Below are 22007 nucleotides of genomic sequence, written 5' to 3' on the forward strand. Positions count from 1 at the left end.
GGTGACGCATAGCGGACAATTGCAAGGAGCGCACGTGACTGAAGACGTTGCTCTCGACTACACGACGTGGGACTGGATTCCGGGCGCGGCGGGCGAGATGCAGTCGTACGTCGAGCGGCTGCTTCAGGAAGCAGGTATTCGGGCGCATGACGTCGCAGCGCGGGTGAAGTCGATTGCCTCCGCACAACGTAAGCAAGCGTTCAAACGCTACGCGTCTCCGATGCGGGAAATGACAGACATCGTCGCCGTCCGCATCATCACGTACTCGAACACGGACCGAGCCCGCGCCGGCGACCTCATCCGAGAGAGATTCAGCGTTATCGACGGCGAGGATCGCAACCCCGGAGACGACAAACCCGAGCGGCTGCGTGGCTACGACTGTCAGCACATCGTCGTGTCCGGTCAGCAATCGTCCATCGAGACCGACTGGCTGATCTCGGGCGGGAGCTTGTCCCGATTCTTCGATGAACTCGGCGGTATCGAGGTGCAGATCCGCACCGTCGCCGGCCACGCGTGGGCGGAGTTCGAGCACGCTCGACGATACAAAGGGGCTCAGTACGGGTCGATCGACGAGCAAGACCAGGAGACAATCGATCAATTGTTCGGCGCAGCGTCGGACGCACGGCGAGCGCTTGACGAGGTCTTCGTCGCCATCGACCGTATCCTCGCTCGACCGTCGGTGGACGAGTCCTCAACACATCTGGACGAGAGCGGAGTCGCGCCGACAGGCTCGCGGGAGACGGACGACACTGCCCTTACCGCGGAGAACCTCGCTACTTTTCTCGCCACGCGATTTCCCGATGACCGTCCGCCGAGCGACAGCGGGATCGTCTTCGGGCTGCAGCTTGCGGCTGCCTGCGGGATCGACACGATGGGAGCGCTGAAGGCTGCGCTCGAACCTATCGACAGCGAGCAGGTCCTCGACTTGATGGATATCACGACGCCCGTTACCTCGATCCGTCGATTCGACGACGAACTGCTCGCGAGATTCGGGGAGAAGTACATCCGAGATACGGGGGCTCTCGGTCAGGTGCGCTCGCGTTCGCAGCAGTTGGAGTGGCGATTTGATCGTCTGCGTGGGAAGAGCCGGTACAAGGTGTACTACATCGAGGGCGTCGATCGGCCGGCACATCTCCCGCTCCGGCCTTTGACCGCGACGGGAGTCGTTCGAGAGCTGGCGGCGCTCATCGCGCGCGAGAAGAGCATCGAGTGCGTGACAGGATTGGACGCAGTCAGTCGATTCGACGATCTGCCTCGCGGCGCCAGAGGCAAGCCTGTCGATGTTCGTCCCGGCGAGGTCATCTGGGTCTCGACGAATCTTAATCGCGACGGGTCCGAGGAACTTATGAGAGATCTCCTCGCTCTGGCAGATGGCCTCGATCTTCGGGTGGAGCGAGACGGACGAACCGTCGCTCAGACGCCCGATTCGATTCAGTCGTAGCGCTACGTTCACCCCCGAAGGGGACGCTCCCGATCTCGGTCGATGCACCCGCTGCTCGATGGTGCCGGAACGTTTGCTTCGGACGCCCGGAACGGTACGCCGTTGAAACAAAGACGCCCTCCCGGAGGAGGGCGTCGGGCAGCGATCGTGACAATCAACCGCTGCTGTGGTGTCCGCCCAGTTTATCACCGCAGGGAAGTGGAGGGGAGTGTGGAAGCCGCAGAAGCAGAACGTCTCATCGTCTACATCGATGGCTTCAACCTGTATCACGGCCTGCACGACGCGGCTGGTAACCGGCTGCTGTGGCTCGACATCGTCAAGCTCGCGACAATTCTGCGGCCGCGGTCAGCTCTCGTTCAGGTCACGTACTTCACCGCCATCGTTCTGAACGAACCCGACGCGCAGGCTCGTCAGGACCGGTACATCGACGCGCTCCGCAGCTTGTACCCGACCAGATTGACCGTGATCAAAGGCCAGTTTCAGGAGAAATCTCGGACCTGTCGATCGTGCGGGACGACCTGGACCAGCTACGAAGAGAAACAGACGGACGTGAACATCGCTGTACACCTCGTCGCCGACGTCGCCGCGAACAGGGCAGGGTCGTTCATGCTCATGACCGCCGACACCGACAGCATCCCCGCCGTGAAGATGGCCTGGGGCGCGAATCCCGATGCGCACATCTTCGCTCATTTCCCCCCTCATCGTGGTTCAGGCGCCATACGTCGTCTGATGCCCGCATCGCGGCGCACCACCCTCGCCCGTGTGCAGCAGTGCCTGCTTCCGGCGGTCGTGAAGTCTGAGGACGGCGCGATCTTCCGACGCCCGGAGAAATGGGACCCTTCGCCTGCCTCCGATGTCATCGCTCCTCCAGCTGCGGCCGACGCGCACGTGTGTCCGTCGCCTCCACAGCTGCCCCATAGCTGAGGTCGCGCGAGTACCATCCCCCGATCGGCGGGGGCAACCCTGATGCTCGGATTCGCCCCGCCTCGTCAGGATGGAAGCCACGACGCCGGGCATCGACGCCCGCACCGAGGCGAGGGGGCCGGATGCGAACAACGAAACGGATCGTGGCCGGGGCGTCCGCGGTGGTCCTCGCCGGTATGCTCGGCGCTTGTTCCGCGGGCGACGGGGTACCGACCCTCACCTGGTACATCAACCCCGACGACGGCGGTCAGGCTGAGATCGCGGCATCCTGCACCGAAGCCGCCGACGGCGCGTATCGCATCGAGACCTCGCTGCTGCCGCGCGATGCCGCCTCGCAGCGGGAACAGCTCGCCCGGCGTCTCGCCGCGAGCGACCGCTCGCTCGACATCATGAGCCTCGACCCTCCGTTCATCCCTGAGCTCGCCGAGCCCGGATTCCTCGCTCCGGTTCCCGACGAGCTGCAGGACACCGACGGCATCGTCGAGGGCGCGGTGCAGTCGGCCAGCTGGAACGGGGAGCTCGTGACGGTGCCGTTCTGGGCCAACACGCAGCTGCTCTGGTACCGCAAGTCGGTCGCCGAGGCCGCCGGTCTCGACATGACGCAGCCGGTCACGTGGGACCAGATCATGCAGGCCGCGGAAGACCAGAACAAGCAGCTCGGCGTCCAGGGCGCACTCGCCGAGTCGCTCACGGTCTGGATCAACGCCCTCGTCGCCTCGGGCGGCGGCAAGATCCTCGAGGATCCCGAGGCGAAGCCCGACGAGATGCAGCTGGGCCTCGAGTCCGACGCGGGCAAGAAGGCGGCCGAGATCATCGGGCGTATCGGCTCGTCGAACCTCGGCGGCCCGGGTCTGCCGACGGCCGACGAGAACGCGAGCATGAACCTCTTCCAGGGCGACAACGGATCGTTCATGGTCAACTGGCCGTTCGTCTACCCGGCCATGCAGGGCGCGGCCCCCGAGGTCGTCGAGGACCTCGGCTGGGCGGTCTACCCCCGAGTGGATGCCGGGACCCCGGCCGCTCCTCCCGTCGGAGGGATCAACCTCGGCGTCGGTGCGTACAGCGAGCACACCGACCTGGCCTGGCAGGCCGTGAAATGCATCGTCAGCCCCGAGAACCAGGCGCAGTACTTCGTCACCAACGGCAACCCGCCCTCGAACCTCGCCGCGTACGACGACGCCGAGGTGAACGAGAGGTTCCCGATGGCCGACACGATCGCGGAGTCGCTGCAGCTGGGCGCGCCCCGACCGCAGACGCCGTATTACAACGAGATCTCCATCGGGCTGCAGCGCACGTGGCATCCACCGAACGCCGTCACCCCCGATACGACGCCGCAGACCTCGACCGACTTCATCCTCGCGGTGCTCAGAGGGGAGCGACTGCTGTGACCGACACCACCGTCACCCGTGCCACTCGGCACACCGAACCGGAGGCCCCGAAGAAGAAGCGCCGCTCTGACCGCGCGCGGGCGGAGGCCCGGCTGGGCTGGATGCTCGCGGGCCCCGCGTTCGGCATCATGCTCCTGGTCACGCTGTATCCGATCGTGCAGGCGCTGTGGGATTCGCTCTTCAGCCTGCGACTGACGGCACCGGACGACCGGGAGTTCATCTGGTTCCGCAACTACCAGGTCATCCTCGGCGACCCGGCGTTCTGGCAATCCATGGGCGTCACGCTCTTCATCACCGTCGTCACGGTGCTGCTCGAGCTGATCATCGGCTTCGGTTTCGCGCTCGTGATGCACCGGGCGATCAAGAAGCTCCGCGGCTTCGCCCGCACGGCGATCCTCGTGCCCTACGGCATCATCACCGTCGTCTCGGCCTTCGCGTTCTTCTACGCCTTCGACATCAACTCCGGCGGGTACGTCAACAGCTGGCTGTCGTGGATCCCCGGGTTCGACGAGAACCTCAACTGGTTCGCTTACCAAGGCACCTCGCTCACGGTCATCATCCTCAGCGAGGTCTGGAAGACCACGCCCTTCATCTCGCTCCTGCTGCTGTCGGGCCTCGCGCAGGTGCCCGGTGACCTCGAGGAGGCCGCGAAGGTCGACGGAGCCACGGGGTGGGAGGTGCTCCGCCGCGTCATTCTGCCGAACATGAAGGCCGCGATCATGGTGGCCGTGCTCTTCCGCACGCTCGAGGCGTTCCGCATCTTCGACAACATCTTCATCATGACCGCGGGGGCCAACGACACCGAAGCGCTGTCGCTGCTGGCCTACAACACCTCGATCGGGCGCCTCGAGATCGGACTCGGGTCGGCCATCTCGGTGCTGCTGTTCCTCAGTGTGCTGATCATCGCCGGCATCTTCATCAAGGGCTTCAAAGTGGATCTGTCTGCGGGGAGGAACTCCTGATGCGTGCAATGACCTGGCCCCAGCGGATCATGTGGCTCGTGATCATCGCGGTCGTGCTGGTGTGGTCGCTCTTCCCGGTCTTCTCGATTCTGATGACGTCGTTCAAGACGCAGGCGGGCCTCTTCTCCGGAACGCTGCTGCCCACCGAATGGACGCTCGACAACTACGCAACGATCCTCGCCCCGGGCGGTAGCGCGCAGGACCTGTTCCTCCCGGCGCTGCGCAACTCGATCGGCATCTCGCTCATCGCGACGTTCATCGCCGTGGTGCTCGCCACCCTCTGCGCCTACGCGATCGCCCGGCTCGACTTCCCCGGCAAGCGCATCATCCTCACCACGGCGCTCGCGGTGTCGGTCTTCCCGATCGTGTCGATCGTGACGCCGCTGTTCAACCTGTGGCGCGTGGTCGGCCTCTACGACACCTGGCTCGGCCTGATCATCCCGTACCTGTCGTTGACCCTGCCGATCTCGATCTGGACGCTCGCCGCGTTCTTCCGCCAGATCCCGTGGGAGCTCGAGCAGGCCGCCCAGGTCGACGGGGCGACGCCCTTCGAGGCGTTCCGCAAGACCGTCGTGCCGCTCGCGGCCCCCGGTGTCTTCACCACCGCGATCATCGCGTTCTTCATCGCGTGGAACGACTTCGTTTACGGCATCTCGCTGACGTCGACGGATGCCGCCCGCCCGGTGCCCGCGGCCCTGTCGTTCTTCACCGGGGCTTCGCAATTCGAGGAACCCACGGGCGCGATCTCGGCAGCGGCCATCGTCGTCACCATCCCCATCGTCATCGTCGTCGTGATCTTCCAGCGCCGGATCGTGTCCGGTCTCACGCAGGGCGCCGTCAAAGGCTAAGGAGCGAGTCCATGGCATCCATCACTCTCAACAGGATCGTCAAGACCTACGACGACGGTTTTACCGCGGTCAAGGGCGTCGATCTCGACATCGCCGACGGGGAGTTCGTGATCCTCGTCGGGCCCTCGGGCTGCGGCAAGTCGACGCTGCTGCGCATGATCGTCGGCCTTGAGGACATCTCCGACGGCGAGCTCAAGATCGCCGACGAGGTCGTCAACGACAAGGCGCCGAAAGACCGCAACCTCGCGATGGTCTTCCAGAACTACGCGCTGTACCCGCACCTCACCGTGTACGAGAACATCGCGTTCCCGATGCGGCTGAAGTCGAGCGACCTCGACGACAAGGAGATCGACGAGCGCGTGCGCCGGGCGTCGAAGCTGCTCGAGCTCGACGAGCACCTCGAGCGCAAGCCCGCCAACCTCTCGGGCGGTCAGCGCCAGCGTGTCGCGATGGGGCGCGCGATCGTGCGCAATGCCAGCGCGTTCCTTTTCGACGAGCCACTGTCGAATCTCGACGCGAAGCTGCGCGGCCAGATGCGCACCGAGATCGCGCGCCTGCAGCGCTCCCTCGGGATCACCACCGTCTACGTCACGCACGATCAGACCGAGGCCATGACCCTCGGCGACCGCGTCGCGGTGCTGCGCCGCGGCGAGCTGCAGCAGGTCGCCAGCCCCCGCGGCCTGTACGACCAGCCGGTGAACCTGTTCGTCGCGGGCTTCATCGGCTCGCCGCCGATGAACTTCCTCAGCGGGACCGTCGACGGTGACACGCTGCGCCTGCCGATCGCGGACGTGCCGCTCGACGACCGCCTGCGGAAGGCCGTCGAGGGGCGCGACCTCGTGATCGTGGGCGTCCGACCCGACGCGTTCGAAGACGCCGACTCGACCGAGCGCGATCTCACGGGCGGTGTGACGGCGGAGCTCGACATCGAGATGACCGAGTGGCTCGGCGAGGTGCTCTACGCCTATGTGCCCTATGAGACCGACGCCACGGTGAAGGACAAGCTGTCGGAGCTCGACCGCGACCTCGACGGCGAGAGCCTGCGCACCGAGCTCGTCGTGGCACTGGATGCCATGAGCTCGATCCGCGCGGGAGACGCGGCGCGCCTGTGGTTCTCGCCGGATTCACTGCACCTCTTCGACCCCGAGACGGGTGTGAACCTCACGCGTGACGAGTCGAAGGCGGAGAAGCTCGAGGACGACGCCCGCGCGGCGCGCAGGCGGGCGCTGGAGCGGGCGAAGGAGCGCGCCGCCCGAGAGGACGCGTCGGCGTCGCGCTGACGGGCGTCGGCGTCGCGCTGGGCGGGCCGAACTCCTGAGTAGCGGCACCTCGGGGGTCGGAGCCGCCGTCTACCCGGCTCTTTCGGCCGGCTTCTCAGGAGTTCTGCGCGGTCTCGCTAAGCGCCCCGCCGTAGGCTGGGGCGATGGGGGAGTGGCATCCGGACATGCTCGGTGAGGGCTTCGAGCAGCAGACGCTGCCGCTCGGGGACGATGTCGACGGAGAGGTGGTCGCCACGCTCGTGCGAGCCCGGCCGCACGCGGGGGCTCGCCTGTTCGGTGAGCTGCGCGATACCGACGTTCTCTACGTGCACGGATGGTCGGACTACTTCTTCCAGACGGACCTCGCCCGGTTCTTCACCGACCGCGGCGCACGGTTCTATGCGCTCGACCTGCGCAAGTACGGTCGCAGTCTGCGATCCGACCTCGCGCCCGGATACGTCGCGTCTCTCGACGTGTACGACGCCGACATCGCCGCGGCGCTGGATGCCATGGCCACCGTGCGCGAGGGGCGACGGCTCGTGCTCCTCGGGCACAGCACCGGTGGCTTGACGTTGACGCTCTGGGTGGCGCGGCATCCCGGGGTGGCCGATGCGCTCATCCTGAACAGCCCGTGGCTAGAGCTGCAGCTCGGCCCGCTCGGACGGCAGGCCCTCGCCCCGCTCGTCAACGCCCGCGCGCGGTTCGATCCGCTTGGCACGCATCCCGTCGTCGACCTCGGCTTCTATACCCGGGCTCAACGCGAGCTCGGGACCCTCCCGGACAGCCCCGAGGGCTGGCGGCCCGCGCAGGGGTTCCCGACCCATCCGGGATGGCTGGCGGCCATCATCGCGGGCCACGCGCGGGTGGCATCCGGTCTCGATGTCGGCTGTCCGATCCTCGTGCTGCTGTCCGCCCGATCGACGGTGGCGCTGAGCTGGAACGACGCGATGCGCGAGACCGACTCGGTGCTGGTGGTCGACGACATCGCCCGGGCCGCGACCCGCATCGGGCGGACGGTCACGATCGCGCGGATCGACGGAGCGCTGCACGACGTGTTCCTGTCGGCCCCCCAAGCGCGCGACGCCGCGTACGCGGCGCTGGGGGATTGGGTGCGAGGTCTAGCGTAGAACGCGATCGAAGGAGCCCCATGACCCACCCCGCCGCCCCCGCCACCGAGCGCTACCGCGCCGCCCGCGACGAACTCCTCGCGGCGCGCACCGACCCCGACCGCGCGGCGGCGTTCACCTGGCCACGGTTCGAGGGACCTTTCAACTGGGCGATCGACTGGTTCGACCCCATGGCGCGGGGAAACGACGCTCCCGCCCTGATCGTCGTCGACGACGACGGCACTCACCATCAGCGCACGTTCGACGAACTCGCCCGCCGATCGGACCAGGTCGCCGCGTGGTTGGCATCCCGGGGCGTCCGTCGCGGAGACGCGGTGCTGCTCATGCTCGGCAACCAGGTCGAGCTGTGGGAGGCGATGCTCGGCATCATGAAGCTCGGCGGCGTGATCGCGCCGACCACGACCGCTCTCGGTGCGGGGGACCTCGCCGACCGGATCCAGCGGGCCGAGATCCGCCACGTCATCGTCGGGGCATCGGATGCCGAGAAGTTCGACGACCTGCGCGAAGGTCTCGGTCGCATCGTGGTGGGCGGTCAGCACGCGGGATGGGCCGCGTACGACGACGCGTTCCTCGCCGAGGCGGACCCCGCGCGGCATCCGGAGACCCTCGCCGACGATCGCCTGCTGCTCTACTTCACGTCGGGGACCACGTCGAAGCCGAAGCTCGTCGAGCACACGCACGCGTCGTATCCCGTGGGGCACCTCTCGACGATGTACTGGTTGGGCCTCCAACCCGGCGACGTGCACCTCGCCATCAGCTCGCCGGGGTGGGCGAAGCACGCGTGGAGTCTTTTCTTCGCGCCGTGGATCGCCGGGGCCACCGTGCTCGCCCTCAACTACTCGCGCTTCTCGGCCGAGCGTCTGCTCGACGAGCTCGAGCGCGACCGGGTCACGACGTTCTGCGCTCCGCCGACCGTGTGGCGCATGCTGATCCAGGCCGACCTCACCGGGCGGCGAGGGGCGCTGCGCGAGGTCGTCTCGGCGGGGGAGCCGCTCAACCCCGAGGTCATCGCGACCGTGCAGCGCGCGTGGGGCCTCGACATCCGCGACGGCTACGGCCAGACCGAGATGACCGCCGTGGTCGCGAACACCCCGGGAGCCCAGCTCGTCCCCGGGTCGATGGGACGCCCTCTGCCGGGCTGCCCCGTCGTGCTGATCGATCCGGTGACCGGAGAGCCAGCCGACGAGGGCGAGATCTGCCTCGACCTGTCGGTGCGGCCGCTCAACCTCATGACCGGCTACGTCGGCGACCCGGAACGCAACGACGAGTCCACCGCGAACGGTCTGTTCCACACGGGAGACGTGGCGCGCCGCGACGACCTCGGCACGATCACCTACATCGGTCGCACCGACGACGTGTTCAAGTCCTCGGACTACAAGATCAGCCCGTTCGAGCTCGAGAGCGTCCTCATCGAGCACCCGGCCGTGGTCGAAGCGGCCGTCGTTCCCGCCCCCGACGACCTGCGTCTCTCGGTACCGAAGGCCTACGTCGTGCTCGCCGCGGGGTTCGAGGCCGGCGAAGAGGTCGCGATCGACATCCTCCGCTACGCCCGCGAGAAGCTGGCGCCGTTCCAGCGGCTGCGCCGCGTCGAGTTCCTCGAGCTCCCGAAGACGATCTCGGGCAAGATCCGCCGCGTCGAACTTCGTCAGCGCGAGGAGGCCGCGGTGCGCGGCGAGGTCACCCCGGTGGAGTGGCGCGACGACACGCTCCGGGGATGACCCGGCGCGCGTGGACCATCGCGGCGTCGCTCGTCGGCGTCGCCGCGGTCGTCGCCGCGGCGCTCGTGCTCTCGCAGGGGGCGACACCGGATGCCATGCCGTCCGCATCCGCGACGTCGCCGTCGGTGACGCCCACGCGCACCTCGTCGCCGCGTCCCTCGCCGTCGGTGACGCCGACGTCGTCCCCGACGCCGTCCACGTCGACCTCCGGGCTGTTGCGGATCCCGCGCGACGCGAAGGGGAACGCGCGCGTGCTCGTCACGGGTGACTCGCTCGCGGCCGCATTCTTCGCCTCCACCGAGGCGCAGGGCTTCTCGTCCCTCGTCACAGGAGCGTTGGGGCGTGTCACGCCGACGACGGTGTCGCGCGCTCATCAAACCCTCTCGACGGTCGCGGGTGTAACCGAGGTCCCGCCCGACCTCGATCTGGCGGTGATCGAACTGGGGACCAACGATGTCGGCATCCCGACCCCGCTCGCGGACTTCGAAGCGCAGTACGGCGATCTGCTGGGGCGGATCCGAACGTCGTCGCCGGACGCTGCCCTGGTCTGCCTCGGCACCTGGACCGCCGACGGCGCGGCCTACGACGAGACGATCGCGCGCGTCTGCGCGGCGAACGCGGGGCGATACGTCTCGCTCGCGGGTCTCTTCGCCCTGCCCGAGCTGCACGGACCCGACGGCCGGGACACCTTCGCCGGGCCGGGGGACGACTTCCACCCGAATGACGCGGGACACCGAGCGATCGCGGACGCCGTTCTGGGCGTCCTCGCGCGCTGACGGTTGCGCCCGGCTCGTCGGGTGCCGAGAATCGCGTGGTGAGCGAGATCCTGGATGCCGGCCCCTTCTTCCACGGAACGAAAGCCGCCCTGCGGGTCGGTGACCTCTTGACCCCGGGCTTCCGATCGAACTACCGCCCCGAGATCGTGATGAACCACGTGTACTTCACCTCGCGCCTCGACGGGGCGGGGCTGGCCGCCGAGATCATTCCGGGGGACGGGCCTCCGCGCGTGTACGAGGTCGAGCCGACGGGGGAGTTCGAGGACGACCCGAACGTCACCGACAAGAAGTTCCCCGGCAACCCCACGCGGTCGTTCCGCAGCGCCGCACCGTTGCGGATCGTCGCCGAGCGCGACGACTGGACCCGCCTGACCCCCGAGGCGCTTGAGACGTGGCGACGACGCCTGACCGAGATGCGCGACGAGAACGCCGAGATCATCAACTGACCGCGCGGTTCAGGCCGGCTCGGTCGTGCGGATCAATCCGCAGTTCGCGCACGACCACGCGACGAGGAAGCGTTCGTCGTCGAGGATCTCGAACGACAGGGGGTCTCCGCACGTGGGGCACCGGCGCGGGTCGGGAGTGCGCTGACGCATGACACTCAGGCTACGCGCGGTGGCGCGAGAGAGGGTCGATAGGCTCGGGGGATGCCGGACGCCCCTCGCCCCGCCGACGCACGGACACTCCACATCGTGGCGCTGGTGCTGGCGGTTCTCTCGGTCGTGGCGTTCTTCACGCTCACCGGCGGGGTGATCGACTACCTGATCATGATCGCGTGCGCGGGAGCGGCGGTGTTCTTCGCCATCCGGGGAGTGCTCCGCCCCGGGACGCTCCGGTGGGTCGTACTCGCCGCCGGAATCGTGGCGACGCTCATGCTCGTGACGTCGCTCGGTCTGTTCGTCATCCGCGTGACGCGGGTGCTGACGTCCGACGCCCCGTTCTAACGGGCGTAGGTGACGTGAATGACGCCGCTCTCGGCGACCTCCGACGTCACGGTGTAGCGCTGGTCGAGGCCGCGCAGACCGTCCCACAGGCGGTCGCCCTGTCCGAGGATCACCGGGCGGACGGCGACGTGCAGGCGGTCGACCAGGTCGGCCTCGAGCGCGGACCGAACGGTCGACAGCCCACCGCCGATCCGGACGTCCGCGTCGTCGGCGAGTTCGCGCGCCCGGGCCACGGCATCCGCGATGTCCTCTGACGTGAATTCGAATCGCGTCCCGTTGTCGAAGGTGATCGGCGCGCGCTCCCGGTGGGTGAGAACGAGGACGGGAACGCGGAACGGCGGCTCGTCGCCCCACCAACCGCGCCAGTCGGGGTCGTCGGGGAACGAGTGGAGTCCGAACATGGCCGCCCCCATCACCTCGGCGCCGATGCCCTCGAAGTACGCCGCGGCGTAGCGGTCGTCGACCCCGGTGGTGCCGGCGCCCGAGGTGTCGCCGAAGACGCGGGCGCGGAACGTCCGCGTCGCCATGTAGTCCTCGACGAGCCGGCCCCAGTCCTCGCCCATGGGATTCTCGGCGGTCTGATCGGCGGGTGCCGCCACCCCATCGAGCGAGATGTTCAGATCGACGCGGACGGCCATGGCTTCCCCTTTGCGGAACGGGTCAGTGGTGATGCGTGAATCGTACGCCGGTGGCGCTTCCCCGCCGAAAGGGGGACAGACATCGGCCATGCTCCGCCGTACGGTGGATCCCTTACTCGCTTCGACGACGCAGCGCTCCCCGCACGATCTGACCGTTCAGGAGCACCGATGTCTCGCCCACGCACTGTCACCCACGCGTACCGAATGCCGGGCGGGTGGGAGAAGATCGATCGGCAGGCTCTCACCGCCGACCACGCGGAGGCGCTTCGCGGCGAGGGTTTTACTCTCGTCCGCGCTCGCCGCGGCTGGTCCGATACGCGGGAGATCTCGCTCAGCCTCTTCCTGGCGAAACACGGCTAGACCGAGCGGCTCCGTGCCCCCGCGCGAGTCGCCGAATCGGGCAGTACCCGGCGGTGGCGAGCTGGCGGCTTCCGGGGTGGACCTGCGCGCAGAGCTGGTCGGCACCGCTACGCATGCTGCACCGCGTCCAACTACCATGGAGGCATGACCCCGCGAGACAGTCCGACTCTCGCCGATATGACGTCGTGGGTTCATCACTACGACGAGCACATCGCTGCCACGCCGGCTCGAGTGGTCGCGCACGGCGATCCTACGCAGGAGGGCCCGGGGATCGTTCTTGTCTATCTGAAGTACGCGCCTGCGGCCGTTTACCTCCAACTCAACGCGAACGGCAAGTGGGCGGCCACCCTCACCGAGCGCACCGACGAGCTGACGGGCACATCGCTCGATCTCATCGGTCTCGGCGAAGAAGTCACGGCCGCGGGGCGGCTGTGCGCGTACCTGCAGGAACGCACGGACGCACTCGTCTGAGCTCGCTGCTCGGCACATTCACCTGCCGACCTCGCTGCTCGCGGGCACGAGATGCGACGTGGCATCCGCCGCGGCTGCAGTCGTCGTTCACGCTGAACACGTACGCCCACCTGTGGCCGTCCGTGGAGGACACGACGCGAGCGGCGACGGCGGACCTCATGATCTCCTTCGCCGCTCTCGCGGACTGTCCGCGGGCTCCGGGCGGAAAGCCCGGGTCAGCGCGACTTCTTACCGGTAGTTCGTGAACTGCAGATCCACGTCGAGGTCGGCGGCCTTCAGCAGGCGCTGAACCTCTTGCAGGTCGTCGCGCGACTTCGACTGGACGCGCAGTTCGTCGCCCTGGATCTGCGACTTCACGCCCTTGGGGCCCTCGTCGCGAATAATCTTGCCGATCTTCTTCGCGATCTCCTGCGAGATGCCTTCCTTGAGCGTGGAGGTGATGCGGTACTCCTTGCCGCTCTGCACCGGCTCGCCGCTCTCGAGGCTCTTCAGCGAGATGCCGCGCTTGATGAGCTTGGTCTGGAAGACGTCGAGCACGGCGTTCGCGCGCTCTTCGGAGTTCGCTTTGATGACGATCGATTCGCCGCTCCAGGCGATCGACGCGTCGGTGCCTTTGAAGTCGTACCGCTGCTCAACTTCTTTGTGAGCCTGGTTCAGGGCGTTGTCGGCTTCCTGTCGATCGATTTTCGAGACGATGTCGAATGAGCTGTCGCTTGCCATCCCACGAGTTTACAACCGCGGAAAATCAGGCCTCGGGGACTTGTGCCCGACGACGATGAGAGCCACGCATACCGGGTGACGTATGGGGTGAGCCCTAGCCTCGGGCCATGTCACGACGACGCGTCCCCCGCTTCCGCGCCGTACTGCTCTCCCTCATCGCGGTGGGGGCGCTGCTGCCGCTCTCGGCGTGCGCGTCCGGATCCGGCCACGCGCCGCCCTCGGGAGCGCAGGATCCCGAGGTCGTCGCCGCTCGCACCGCAGCCGCCGGCGCGGAAGACGAGTTGCTGGCCGCGGCCGCAATGGGTGAGGTCATCTCGACGGGCGTGCAGGACTACTGCAAGCGCGGGTCGTACAGCGCACCCTGGGGTCCCTTCGACCGGTACTACTGGTCGTGCGGACACGTCACCACCCGGGTCGTGTCGACCGACACCGCCGATCCTGCCGCGCTCATCGCCGGATACCGCGCCCGTCTCGGCGACATCGGGTGCGTGCCCGACGAGGCCGCCTTCGACATGACCGCCCAGTACTGGCAGATGTACGGGGTGCCGGGGCACAACGCCAACGGCGACCCGTACTCCGTCGACGACCTGCCCGGCGGGACCGCCGTCTGCGCGGACGGACGCAGCATGGGGGTCGCGGTCCGCTCCGCGGCGGGCTTCGACAGGGGGACTTTCTTCACGTACGCCGAGGGCGACGGCGAGAAGATCACGGATCAACGCGTCGATGCGGCCCTGGTCCACGCGCGCGCTCCGGAACTCGTCGTCGTGCTGAGCACCAGCACCGGGTATCACAGCGTCCTCCGCAACGAGCCCGAGCCCGAGGACACCCCCGAGCCGGGATACTGCGCCTGCTACAGCGGCAATCCGTGTGACTGCCCGGGCGGGTAGAGCGTGTTTCCGTGACACTCTCGGGTGCCGTGCGGGTGAGCCTCGAGGGGGCGTCGCGTCGGGTGATCCGCCGTCGTCTCCCATCGCCGTGGTTCAGCGTTGCCGTCGCACGGCTCACTCGTAGTCGGGCAGCTCGAAAGTGTCGGCAGGAGGGCGGAACAGCCCCGCGGTCACGCGCCGACCGGCGCGCGACGCGGCCGCTCGCAGCACGCCGTGGAAGATGGCGATCCCGGCGCGAGAGCGCGGGTTCGCGAGCCGCGGTGTACCGGGAGGCAGATCCTGGGCGCGCTCGACGAAGGGGCGGAGGACGTCCTCGTAGCGTTGGAGGGCCGTGTCGACGTCGTTGCTGCGCCCGAGTTCGCCGGCCAAGACGTACGCACCCACGAGCGACAGGGTCGTTCCCATGCCGCTGAGCGGGGAGGCGCAGTAAGCCGCGTCACCGACGAGCGCGACCCTGCCGCGGTGCCAGGTGTCGAGGTGCACTTGCCCGACCCGGTCGAGGTAGAGCTCGTCAGTGTCGGTCATTTCGCGCAGCACGCGCGAAGCCTCCCACCCGGCATCCGCGAACCGCTCGCGCAGCCCGGCCCGCACATCTCCGGCGGTGTCGTCGCCTGTATCAGTCCGCTCGTCGCCGCGGGTCGGGTACGACAGCGTGGCGCGGATCGTGCCGAGGTTGTCGGGCCGCAGGGTCACGCTGCGCCCGCCCACGGCCGAGTACCACCGCCACCAGTCGGTGTCGTCGGGCGTGCGGGGGATCGTCAGGTACGCGGTCGACATGTTCTTCGAAACGATCGGATCGATGCCGGGGAAGACCAATCTGCGGGTACGGGAACGCATCCCCTCGGCGATCACGACGAGGTCGAAGAGCTCGTCGCTCCCGTCGTCGAATCCGACCTGGCTGTCGGTGGCGCGATCATCGAGTGAGCGGATCGTCGTGCCGAAGCGGAAGACGACACGATCGGCGATGAGGTCGAACAGAACGCGCGACAGCTCGCCGCGGAGGATTTCGAGCTCCGCTGTCGCGCCACCGGTGTCGTCGCGCCCCGCCGGGAAGCTCGCCACGGTCTGCCCGCGGCCCCCGATGAACCGCGTCCCCACCTCGTGCGTGTTCCGGGCGCGGATCGCCTCCTCCACCCCCATGCGGCGCGCCACCTCGCGCCCGGCCCCGCGGATGTCGATGTTCTGCCCGCCCGTGCGAAGCTCGGGCGCGCGCTCGATCACGGTGACGTCCCATCCCGCGCGGTCCATCCAGAAGGCGAGCGTCGGTCCCGCGATGCTCGCGCCGCTGATGAGGACTCGTCTCCGCGCGGTCATCGTGTCACCTCCGTCGTGGCCGTCGCCCCGGACGCGGGTTGCTCGGACGCCTCGGCACTCACCGGGCGGGAAGGGATGAGGAATGTGGCGATGACGCCGATGACGAGGAACCCGGCGGCGACGAAGGCGCCGAAGGCGACGGCATCCGTCATCGCCTGACGTGCCAGGGCCGCCACGTTCTCGAGGCCCGGCACCTGGCCGATCGGCGCGATCGCCGCACCGGCGCTGTCGGTCACCGCATCGGCGAAGTCCTTCGCGTCGGTGGGGGCCAGTCCACTGTCTTCCAGTTTGCCCTCGAGGGTCCGGCTGAGCGAGGAGAAGAAGACGGTCGTGAGGGCTGCGATTCCGAGCGCGGAACCGAGCTGACGGAAGGTGCTCTGGATGCCCGAGCTCTGCCCGCCTTCGTCACTGGGCACATCGGCGAGTACGACGTTGGTGACCTGTGCGGTCGCGAACCCGACGCCCACGCCGTAGAAGAAGAGGACGACGGAGACGAACGGCCAGGACGCCTCGGTGAAGGCCGCGACAAGGCCGAGGCCCGCGAGGCCGAGCACTTCCAGCACCAACCCGAGTCGCACGAAGGTCAGTGCGCTGACCCGGTTCGCGAGGGGGAAGCTGATCCCGCTGGCGACGAAGCTGCCTATCGCGATTGGTACGAGCGCGAGCCCCGCCTGCAGAGGGGAGTATCCGAGCGTGAACTGCAGCCAGAGGGGAAGCACCGCGATGATCCCGAACTCGCCGAGCCCGATGATGAGGGTGGCGATGTTGCCGTTGCGGAAGGACGCGATCGAGAACAGGCGTGTGTCCATGAGCGGCCGGTGGCGGCTGCCCGGGCGGCTGAGTCGCGCCTGCCGCCAGACGAACAAGGAGAGGAAGAAGGCGGACACGACGAGCGCGATGAAGACGGGTGACAGGCCGGAGTCCCAGCGGAAGCCGAACAGGTCGAGAGTGTTCTCACTGAGGATCCAGCCGTAGACGCGGCCCTCGACGAGTCCGAAGGCAAGCAAGCCGAGTCCGATGACCGAGAGAGCGGCGCTGAGGCCGTCGACACCACCACGGGAGCGGGCAGGCTGAACGAGGAACAGGGCGCCGATGACGAGAATGACGATCGTGAGGGGGATGTTGATGCCGAATGCCCATCGCCACGAGGCGTGCTCGGAGAGCCATCCTCCGAGCACGGGGCCGAGCGCCGTGGCGGCGCCGATCGTCGAGCCCCACACCGCGAACGCCTTACCGCGCGCGGCGCCGGTGAACATCGCGTTGAGCAGCGCGAGCGAGGTCGGCAGGACGGCGGCGGCGCCGATGCCCTGCAGGAAACGGGCGAGGATCAAGATGTCGCCCGTGGGCGCGAGACCCGCGAGCAGGCTCGTGAGGCCGAAGACGACGACGCCGGTGAGGAACACCGTCTTCGCGCCACGAAGGTCGGAGATGCGGCCGACGACGAGCAGCAGCGCGGCGAAGACGATCGCGTACGACTCCTGGATCCACTGAGCTTGGCTCGAATCGATGCCCAGGTCATCGATCACCGAGGGGGTGATGACGTTGACGATCGTCGTGTCCACGACGATCAGGGCGACACCGAGGGCCACGGCGATCAGGCCCACCCAGCGGCGCGCGTTCTCGGACAGTGTCATCGCGATCTCCCTTAGTACTTTCATGGTCAAATAATTGCTCGGAAGAATAACTTGAGGAAGTGATAACCTGCAAGTCCGACCACGGCACGTCAGGACGGGAGGCCGATGTGGGCGAACCCCACGCTCCCCTGACCCCGGACCCGGTTCCGGGGTCGGTCACGGAGGCGGTCACGGAGGCGCTCCGCGCCTACGGAGCGACGTATGCACAGGTCGCCCGGGCGTTCGCCGCTCACGCGGGACTGCACTCCACCGATGCGGCGGCGATGATCGAGATCCTCGGGGCCGAAGAGCGCGGCACGCCGCTCTCGCCCGCGAAGCTGAGCGACCGGATCGGCCTCAGTTTCGGTGCGACCTCGACCCTCTTGAATCGGCTCGAAGCAGTCGGTCACGTCGCCCGCAGCCGCACACACACCGATCGTCGAGTCGTGACACTGCACTCGACCCCCGAGGTGCAGCGGCTCGCCGAGGAGTTCTTCGAGCCGCTCGGGCAGCGCATCGACGCCCTCCTCGCCGCGCACTCTCCTTCGTTCCTCGCCGAGTTCTCGGCACTGCTGACGACGCTGCGCGACGCCACCGACGATTACGTCTCCGACGGCCGGGCAGGCTAGGACGAGTCGTCGAAGACGCTCGCGAACCCACCTCCTGTTCGACGTTCGGCGAAACGACCTACGGCCACCCGGGCTTCGGGGAGCGGTTGTCGTCGCGTCCGAGGACGCCGGTCCAGGATGCCGACTGCTCGCCGTCTCGCGCCCGCACCTGCCCGGGCTGTGCCCCCGTGTAGCGGAACCCGCACTTCTCGGCCACCCGCATCGACGCGATGTTGCCGACGACGCACTCCCAGAGCATCCGCTCGATGTCGACGCGCGCGAAGGTGGCGTCGATCACGGCTCCGAGCGCCTCCGGCATGATGCCGCGACCACGGTGCTCGGCCCCGAGCCAGTAGCCGACCATGCCCCACGGGACGCGGACGCCGATCACGCCGAGCAAGGGTCCGGCATCCGAATCCCGGATCGCCCAGGTCCACTCGCGGTCCTCGGCCCAGCCGTCGGCGACGTACCCCTCGATGAATCCGATCGCGTCGTCGCGGGTGTACGGCCACGGGGTGGTCATGTACTGCTCGAAGACCGGGTCGGCGCAGTACCGGGCGATGTCGTCGACGTCGGCGAGCGTGGGCTGATTCAGGACCAGGCGTGCGGTGCGCAGCGAGAACGGCGTCATCGCCGCAGCCTACCGATGCGCTCGTAAACTCGGATGCCATGCGAGCACTCACCGAGAACGAGGTCAGGGACGCGTTCATCAACGCCACCCCCGACGAACTGCGTGTCATCGCGATGCCCCACGACTTCGTGCTGACGGACTGGGATCACCTGGACTTCTTCGCGTGGCGGGATCCGCGGACCCGCGGCCGCGGATACGTCGTCGCCGAGCGTGACGGCGAGCCCACCGGCGTGGTGCTGCGCGCCGCGGAGGGGCAGTCGCGGGCGCGGTCGGCGATGTGCAATCTGTGCCACACGATGCAGCCCGGAGACCAGGTGTCGCTCTTCACCGCCCGCAAGGCGGGGGCGGCGGGGGAGCAGGGCGACACCGTCGGCACGTACATGTGTGTCGACCTGTCGTGCCACGAGACGGTGCGCCTCGCCGCGCCCCTCGCCCCGAGCGAGATCCGCGCGAGCGTGGACCGTAAGATCGACGGCACGAAGCGGCGGACCGAGGAGTTCGTCGACCGCGTGCGCGAGGCCGCCGACATCGCGCGGTAGATACCCGGCGCGAGATCTCCGGCGTGGTTGGAGGCATCCCTTCCGGGATAGTAGAGTGGTCTATCGCGCCTCCGGTCGACTGCCAAAGCCGGGCGGGTGCGCACTCGGCGAGTTACCCAAGCGGCCAAAGGGATCTGACTGTAAATCAGACTGCATTGCATTCGGGGGTTCGAATCCCTCACTCGCCACCAGCGTGACGTCCCGCGACATGAGGTTCATGTCGCGGGACGTTCTGGTTTCCGAATCTTCGCGTCAAAGCTGAGCGACCGCGTTCTCGATGCGGCTTTCCATCACCGCGATGCTGTGCTGGTCTGCGCCGTGCGCCGAGGCGCGCTGAGGTGCCTTCTCGAGGGCGGTGCGCGTGGCATCCAGGAACTCCGTGACCTGCACCTGCTTGACGCCGAAGAGCGACAGGGTGTCGTCAGCCGTCCAGGCTGCAAGGTCGGGTGCCACGTTGCCGAACAGGGCGAGTTCGTGCGCGTCTCCGTCGGCGAGCGGTGTGGGATTCACGTCGAAGGCGGGAGAGAGCTGCCAGTCGCGACCTCGGCGGAGGAAGCCGTGATTCCGGAGATGATCGTCGCGGTTTCCCACGAGGTGGCCGAACACGCCACGGCGCCACAGCTCGACGGTGTCTCCGCCGTTCACACGGGTGAAGTCAGCCAGGTCGAGCCAGTCCCCGCCGTCGCCGTCGCGGGCCTCCAGGGCGGAGAGCGCGGAGAAGTAGGGGATGCGCGCGTGGGCGACCGTACGGTCGAAGCGCTTCAGGAAGAGCACCGTTCTCGGCTCGCCGCCGACGGTGAGGGTTCTCGTCTCATGATCGGGAACGTCGATGCCCGTCGCTGACATCGCGTCGAGCATGGAGGCTTCCCACGCCATGACGTTCCAGTCGTCGCCCTGGGGTTTCGGGAACTTCACGAGCCACAGGTCGCTTCCGCGGCGTACTCCGGCCTTGGGGCGCGCGCCTCCCAGGGATCCGGTGGCCCGGAACAGTCGACGCAGCGCGACTTCAGCGATGTCGCGATCTCCGCGTTGGATGGCATCGGCCGCCGCGAGGATCTCGCGCAGTTCGGCTTCGACGGGGACGCCGTCGCCGTCGGAGACGGCCTGGCCGTCGACCCAGAATCGCGTGGCGCCCTGGCGGGAGAAGTCGTTCACCCCGAGCAGCAGGGTGATGTCGTCGAGGGTGCGCCCTCCCGAGGCCCGGGTCATCACCTTCCTGCCCCACGTATCGGGGGCCGAGTCGCTGAAGGGATTCGGCGTCATGGACTGCGCGCCGCCCGCGAGCGGCAGAGCGGGGACCAGGGGGAACGCTTTCGGATGAGCGAGATAGCTGTCGTCGTAGCGGAATGACCCCGTCGCGCGGGTCCGATAGATCGTGCCGGCAGGGATGTCTTCGCCGTCGATGACGGTGGTGACGCCTACCTGATCAGCCACGATCGGCCCGTACCCGTGTGGGAAGCTTCTCGCCCGCCAGGAGCCTGCCGCGGTCGGTCCGGTACGGATCGGCAGCGTCGATGACGGCATCCATCATCCCCAGGACCCGCAGGACCCGCAGTGTCTTCTCGAGGGTCGCTCCTTCCCCCTTTTCGAGCCGGACGATCAGCGGCTGGCTCACGCCCGAGCGTTCCGCGACCATCGCCTGCGTGAGACCCATGAGCTTTCGTTGGGTCGAGATGTGCTGTCCCAACGCGCGCAGCGCGCGCTTCACGGGGGGAGGGGTGACGACCACGCCTCAATTTAACACAACGAAATTGTTACCAAAAGTAGTTTACGTACACTAATTCGGTTTCTTAGCGCGTGTCGAGGTCCCGCCGTATCAGCGCCGGCCTCGCCCCTGGCTGTCGCGGTGACCCCCTCTTCACGCTCCGAGCGCCGCACCGCGTCCGTGGCATCCCCGCGTCCGCTCAGACACGTCAGGGCCATCGCATCCGGCCGGCGGTTGCGATCGCGGCCAGGGTCCCGAGCGGGCTCAGCCGGGTGGGCTCAGCCGGGCGGGCTCAGCGCGCCTGTTCGAGGAGGATGCGGGACTTCGACTCGAGGAAGCACAGGAGCGAGCCGAGCACGGTCACCTCGTGTCCGAGGTTGACGAGGTCGGCCGCGCCGAGCTCGATCACCGACTCGCGCGGCTCCATCGTGACCTTCCACGCGCCTTCGCCACCCGTCATCGGCTGCAGATAGCTGATCGTGTTGGCGCGGCTGAGATCGACCACGATCAGTCCCGCGTCGGGGTCTTGGTCGTCGTCCTGTTCGAGGACGCGGATCTCGCTGCCGGTCAGATAGCCGCGCGCGAGGAACTCCGCGAGCCACTGGTCGAGTGTCTCTTTGTCGAGCAGTTTTCGGACCGGCACGCGCGTCTCCTTCCCCGGGGGAGAACGAGAAGACCCGTTCCCACCGCCATTATGGCGGCCGGAACGGGTCGGGCGTGCGGTGTGCTACTAGGCGGCGCGGACGGGACGCGTCGAGGGGCGCGACGGCGAACTCGAGACGGAGGTTCGCGACGACACGCGGACGGCCTCCTCGGTGGCCTCCCATGTGCGTACGTCGATGTTGAGCCCGGTGGCGGAGTTGGACTGGTCGGCGAGGGCACGCAGGTACTCGCCGCTGAGCTGCTCGGGCTCGGGGGAGTCGAAGACGAAACGCAGGGGAATCGACGGCTGGAGCCAGATCGTCGAGCGCCCGGTCTCATCGTCGGCACCTGACCACGTCAGCGTGAACGATTCTCCGCGTCGCAGCTTGGTGGCCGTGATGACCTTGATGTATCCGAGCAGGCGGTCCGGCAGGGTGACGGGCGACGTGTCGGATCCGTAGTAGAGCTTTGCCATGGCGATCTCCTTGTCTG

At 67.9% G+C, this 22007-nt stretch carries 25 protein-coding genes and 1 tRNA gene; 16 read left to right on the top strand and 10 right to left on the bottom strand.

The annotated features are described in order from the left end of the window. The first annotated feature begins 34 nt into the window (after window positions 1-34). The 10 genes from AB0O24_RS09200 (at window position 35) to arr (ending at window position 10889) form a co-directional block, all read left to right on the top strand. A complete protein-coding gene (locus tag AB0O24_RS09200) occupies window positions 35-1441 on the top strand; it encodes a RelA/SpoT domain-containing protein (protein ID WP_363374298.1) in 1407 nt (468 codons plus the stop codon). A 210-nt stretch (window positions 1442-1651) separates the two neighbouring features. Continuing rightward, window positions 1652-2365: an NYN domain-containing protein gene (locus AB0O24_RS09205; protein ID WP_363374301.1), complete on the top strand. Its 714-nt coding sequence runs from the start codon at window positions 1652-1654 to the stop codon at window positions 2363-2365. Between the two features lie 122 nt (window positions 2366-2487). Beyond that, the gene (locus tag AB0O24_RS09210) at window positions 2488-3753 is read left to right on the top strand and encodes an extracellular solute-binding protein (protein WP_363374304.1); all 1266 of its coding nucleotides are present in this window, start codon (window positions 2488-2490) and stop codon (window positions 3751-3753) included. Beyond that, window positions 3750-4715 carry a sugar ABC transporter permease gene (locus tag AB0O24_RS09215; RefSeq protein ID WP_275800655.1) on the top strand — a complete coding sequence of 322 codons (966 nt, stop codon included), beginning with the start codon at window positions 3750-3752 and terminating at the stop codon, window positions 4713-4715. Before AB0O24_RS09210 ends, AB0O24_RS09215 begins: the two co-directional genes overlap by 4 nt. Beyond that, window positions 4715-5563: a carbohydrate ABC transporter permease gene (locus tag AB0O24_RS09220; protein WP_363374307.1), complete on the top strand. Its 849-nt coding sequence runs from the start codon at window positions 4715-4717 to the stop codon at window positions 5561-5563. The genes AB0O24_RS09215 and AB0O24_RS09220 overlap by 1 nt, the downstream gene beginning before the upstream one ends. An 11-nt stretch (window positions 5564-5574) precedes the next feature. Beyond that, window positions 5575-6843, top strand: a complete 1269-nt coding sequence (ugpC, locus tag AB0O24_RS09225) for a sn-glycerol-3-phosphate ABC transporter ATP-binding protein UgpC (protein WP_363374310.1) — start codon at window positions 5575-5577, stop codon at window positions 6841-6843. A 143-nt stretch (window positions 6844-6986) separates the two neighbouring features. Beyond that, window positions 6987-7949, top strand: coding sequence for an alpha/beta hydrolase (locus AB0O24_RS09230; protein ID WP_363374313.1), 963 nt, complete (start codon window positions 6987-6989; stop codon window positions 7947-7949). 20 nt (window positions 7950-7969) lie between these two features. Continuing rightward, complete coding sequence (locus AB0O24_RS09235) at window positions 7970-9667, top strand: AMP-binding protein (protein WP_363374316.1); 1698 nt, start codon at window positions 7970-7972, stop codon at window positions 9665-9667. Then, on the top strand, window positions 9664-10443 hold the full coding sequence (locus AB0O24_RS09240; RefSeq protein WP_363374319.1) for an SGNH/GDSL hydrolase family protein: 780 nt from the start codon (window positions 9664-9666) through the stop codon (window positions 10441-10443). The genes AB0O24_RS09235 and AB0O24_RS09240 overlap by 4 nt, the downstream gene beginning before the upstream one ends. A gap of 38 nt (window positions 10444-10481) precedes the next feature. Continuing rightward, window positions 10482-10889, top strand: a complete 408-nt coding sequence (arr, locus tag AB0O24_RS09245) for an NAD(+)--rifampin ADP-ribosyltransferase (protein ID WP_363374322.1) — start codon at window positions 10482-10484, stop codon at window positions 10887-10889. Between the two features lie 9 nt (window positions 10890-10898). Here the strand turns inward: arr and AB0O24_RS09250 are convergent, their stop codons facing one another. Beyond that, window positions 10899-11039, bottom strand: a complete 141-nt coding sequence (locus tag AB0O24_RS09250; protein WP_363374325.1) for a hypothetical protein — start codon at window positions 11037-11039, stop codon at window positions 10899-10901. A gap of 51 nt (window positions 11040-11090) precedes the next feature. Between AB0O24_RS09250 and AB0O24_RS09255 the strand changes: the two genes are divergently transcribed. Further along, window positions 11091-11387 carry a hypothetical protein gene (locus AB0O24_RS09255; protein WP_363374328.1) on the top strand — a complete coding sequence of 99 codons (297 nt, stop codon included), beginning with the start codon at window positions 11091-11093 and terminating at the stop codon, window positions 11385-11387. On the opposite strand, the gene AB0O24_RS09260 is transcribed toward AB0O24_RS09255, so the two are convergent. Continuing rightward, entirely contained in the window at window positions 11384-12025 is a 642-nt protein-coding gene (locus tag AB0O24_RS09260; RefSeq protein ID WP_275800669.1) for a dihydrofolate reductase family protein, read from the bottom strand. The genes AB0O24_RS09255 and AB0O24_RS09260 overlap by 4 nt on opposite strands. Before the next feature lie 504 nt (window positions 12026-12529). Between AB0O24_RS09260 and AB0O24_RS09265 the strand changes: the two genes are divergently transcribed. After that, window positions 12530-12856 (top strand): hypothetical protein, encoded by a 327-nt coding sequence (locus AB0O24_RS09265; protein WP_275800671.1) that lies wholly within the window; start codon window positions 12530-12532, stop codon window positions 12854-12856. A 228-nt stretch (window positions 12857-13084) separates the two neighbouring features. Here the strand turns inward: AB0O24_RS09265 and AB0O24_RS09270 are convergent, their stop codons facing one another. Then, the gene (locus AB0O24_RS09270) at window positions 13085-13576 is read right to left on the bottom strand and encodes a YajQ family cyclic di-GMP-binding protein (RefSeq protein WP_013585459.1); all 492 of its coding nucleotides are present in this window, start codon (window positions 13574-13576) and stop codon (window positions 13085-13087) included. Window positions 13577-13683: 107 nt separating this feature from the next. On the opposite strand from AB0O24_RS09270, the gene AB0O24_RS09275 reads away from it, so the two are divergent. Further along, window positions 13684-14463, top strand: a complete 780-nt coding sequence (locus AB0O24_RS09275) for a hypothetical protein (protein WP_275800673.1) — start codon at window positions 13684-13686, stop codon at window positions 14461-14463. Between the two features lie 114 nt (window positions 14464-14577). Here AB0O24_RS09275 and AB0O24_RS09280 read toward each other — a convergent pair whose 3' ends face one another. Both AB0O24_RS09280 and AB0O24_RS09285 read right to left on the bottom strand, forming a co-directional pair. After that, window positions 14578-15777 carry an FAD-dependent monooxygenase gene (locus AB0O24_RS09280; protein ID WP_307385134.1) on the bottom strand — a complete coding sequence of 400 codons (1200 nt, stop codon included), beginning with the start codon at window positions 15775-15777 and terminating at the stop codon, window positions 14578-14580. Then, the gene (locus tag AB0O24_RS09285; RefSeq protein WP_275800677.1) at window positions 15774-17411 is read right to left on the bottom strand and encodes a DHA2 family efflux MFS transporter permease subunit; all 1638 of its coding nucleotides are present in this window, start codon (window positions 17409-17411) and stop codon (window positions 15774-15776) included. Before AB0O24_RS09285 ends, AB0O24_RS09280 begins: the two co-directional genes overlap by 4 nt. Before the next feature lie 59 nt (window positions 17412-17470). On the opposite strand from AB0O24_RS09285, the gene AB0O24_RS09290 reads away from it, so the two are divergent. Then, entirely contained in the window at window positions 17471-18019 is a 549-nt protein-coding gene (locus AB0O24_RS09290; RefSeq protein WP_275800679.1) for a MarR family transcriptional regulator, read from the top strand. 58 nt (window positions 18020-18077) lie between these two features. On the opposite strand, the gene AB0O24_RS09295 is transcribed toward AB0O24_RS09290, so the two are convergent. After that, window positions 18078-18629, bottom strand: coding sequence for a GNAT family N-acetyltransferase (locus AB0O24_RS09295; RefSeq protein ID WP_363374334.1), 552 nt, complete (start codon window positions 18627-18629; stop codon window positions 18078-18080). A 38-nt stretch (window positions 18630-18667) separates the two neighbouring features. Here AB0O24_RS09295 and AB0O24_RS09300 point away from each other — a divergent pair, with 38 nt between their 5' ends. Both AB0O24_RS09300 and AB0O24_RS09305 read left to right on the top strand, forming a co-directional pair. After that, window positions 18668-19168 carry an FBP domain-containing protein gene (locus AB0O24_RS09300; RefSeq protein WP_363374337.1) on the top strand — a complete coding sequence of 167 codons (501 nt, stop codon included), beginning with the start codon at window positions 18668-18670 and terminating at the stop codon, window positions 19166-19168. Between the two features lie 106 nt (window positions 19169-19274). After that, a tRNA-Tyr gene (locus tag AB0O24_RS09305) sits at window positions 19275-19359 on the top strand. A 61-nt stretch (window positions 19360-19420) separates the two neighbouring features. Here AB0O24_RS09305 and AB0O24_RS09310 read toward each other — a convergent pair. From AB0O24_RS09310 to AB0O24_RS09325, 4 genes are all read right to left on the bottom strand, one after another. Beyond that, window positions 19421-20602, bottom strand: a complete 1182-nt coding sequence (locus tag AB0O24_RS09310; RefSeq protein WP_363374340.1) for a type II toxin-antitoxin system HipA family toxin — start codon at window positions 20600-20602, stop codon at window positions 19421-19423. Then, entirely contained in the window at window positions 20595-20897 is a 303-nt protein-coding gene (locus tag AB0O24_RS09315) for a helix-turn-helix domain-containing protein (protein WP_275799382.1), read from the bottom strand. Before AB0O24_RS09315 ends, AB0O24_RS09310 begins: the two co-directional genes overlap by 8 nt. Before the next feature lie 268 nt (window positions 20898-21165). Then, window positions 21166-21516: a hypothetical protein gene (locus tag AB0O24_RS09320; protein ID WP_307385145.1), complete on the bottom strand. Its 351-nt coding sequence runs from the start codon at window positions 21514-21516 to the stop codon at window positions 21166-21168. Window positions 21517-21603: 87 nt separating this feature from the next. After that, on the bottom strand, window positions 21604-21990 hold the full coding sequence (locus tag AB0O24_RS09325; protein WP_275799384.1) for a hypothetical protein: 387 nt from the start codon (window positions 21988-21990) through the stop codon (window positions 21604-21606). Window positions 21991-22007 lie beyond the last annotated feature (17 nt).

Origin of the sequence: Microbacterium sp. NPDC086615 (genome assembly GCF_040686055.1) — a bacterium.
GTDB lineage: Bacteria > Actinomycetota > Actinomycetes > Actinomycetales > Microbacteriaceae > Microbacterium.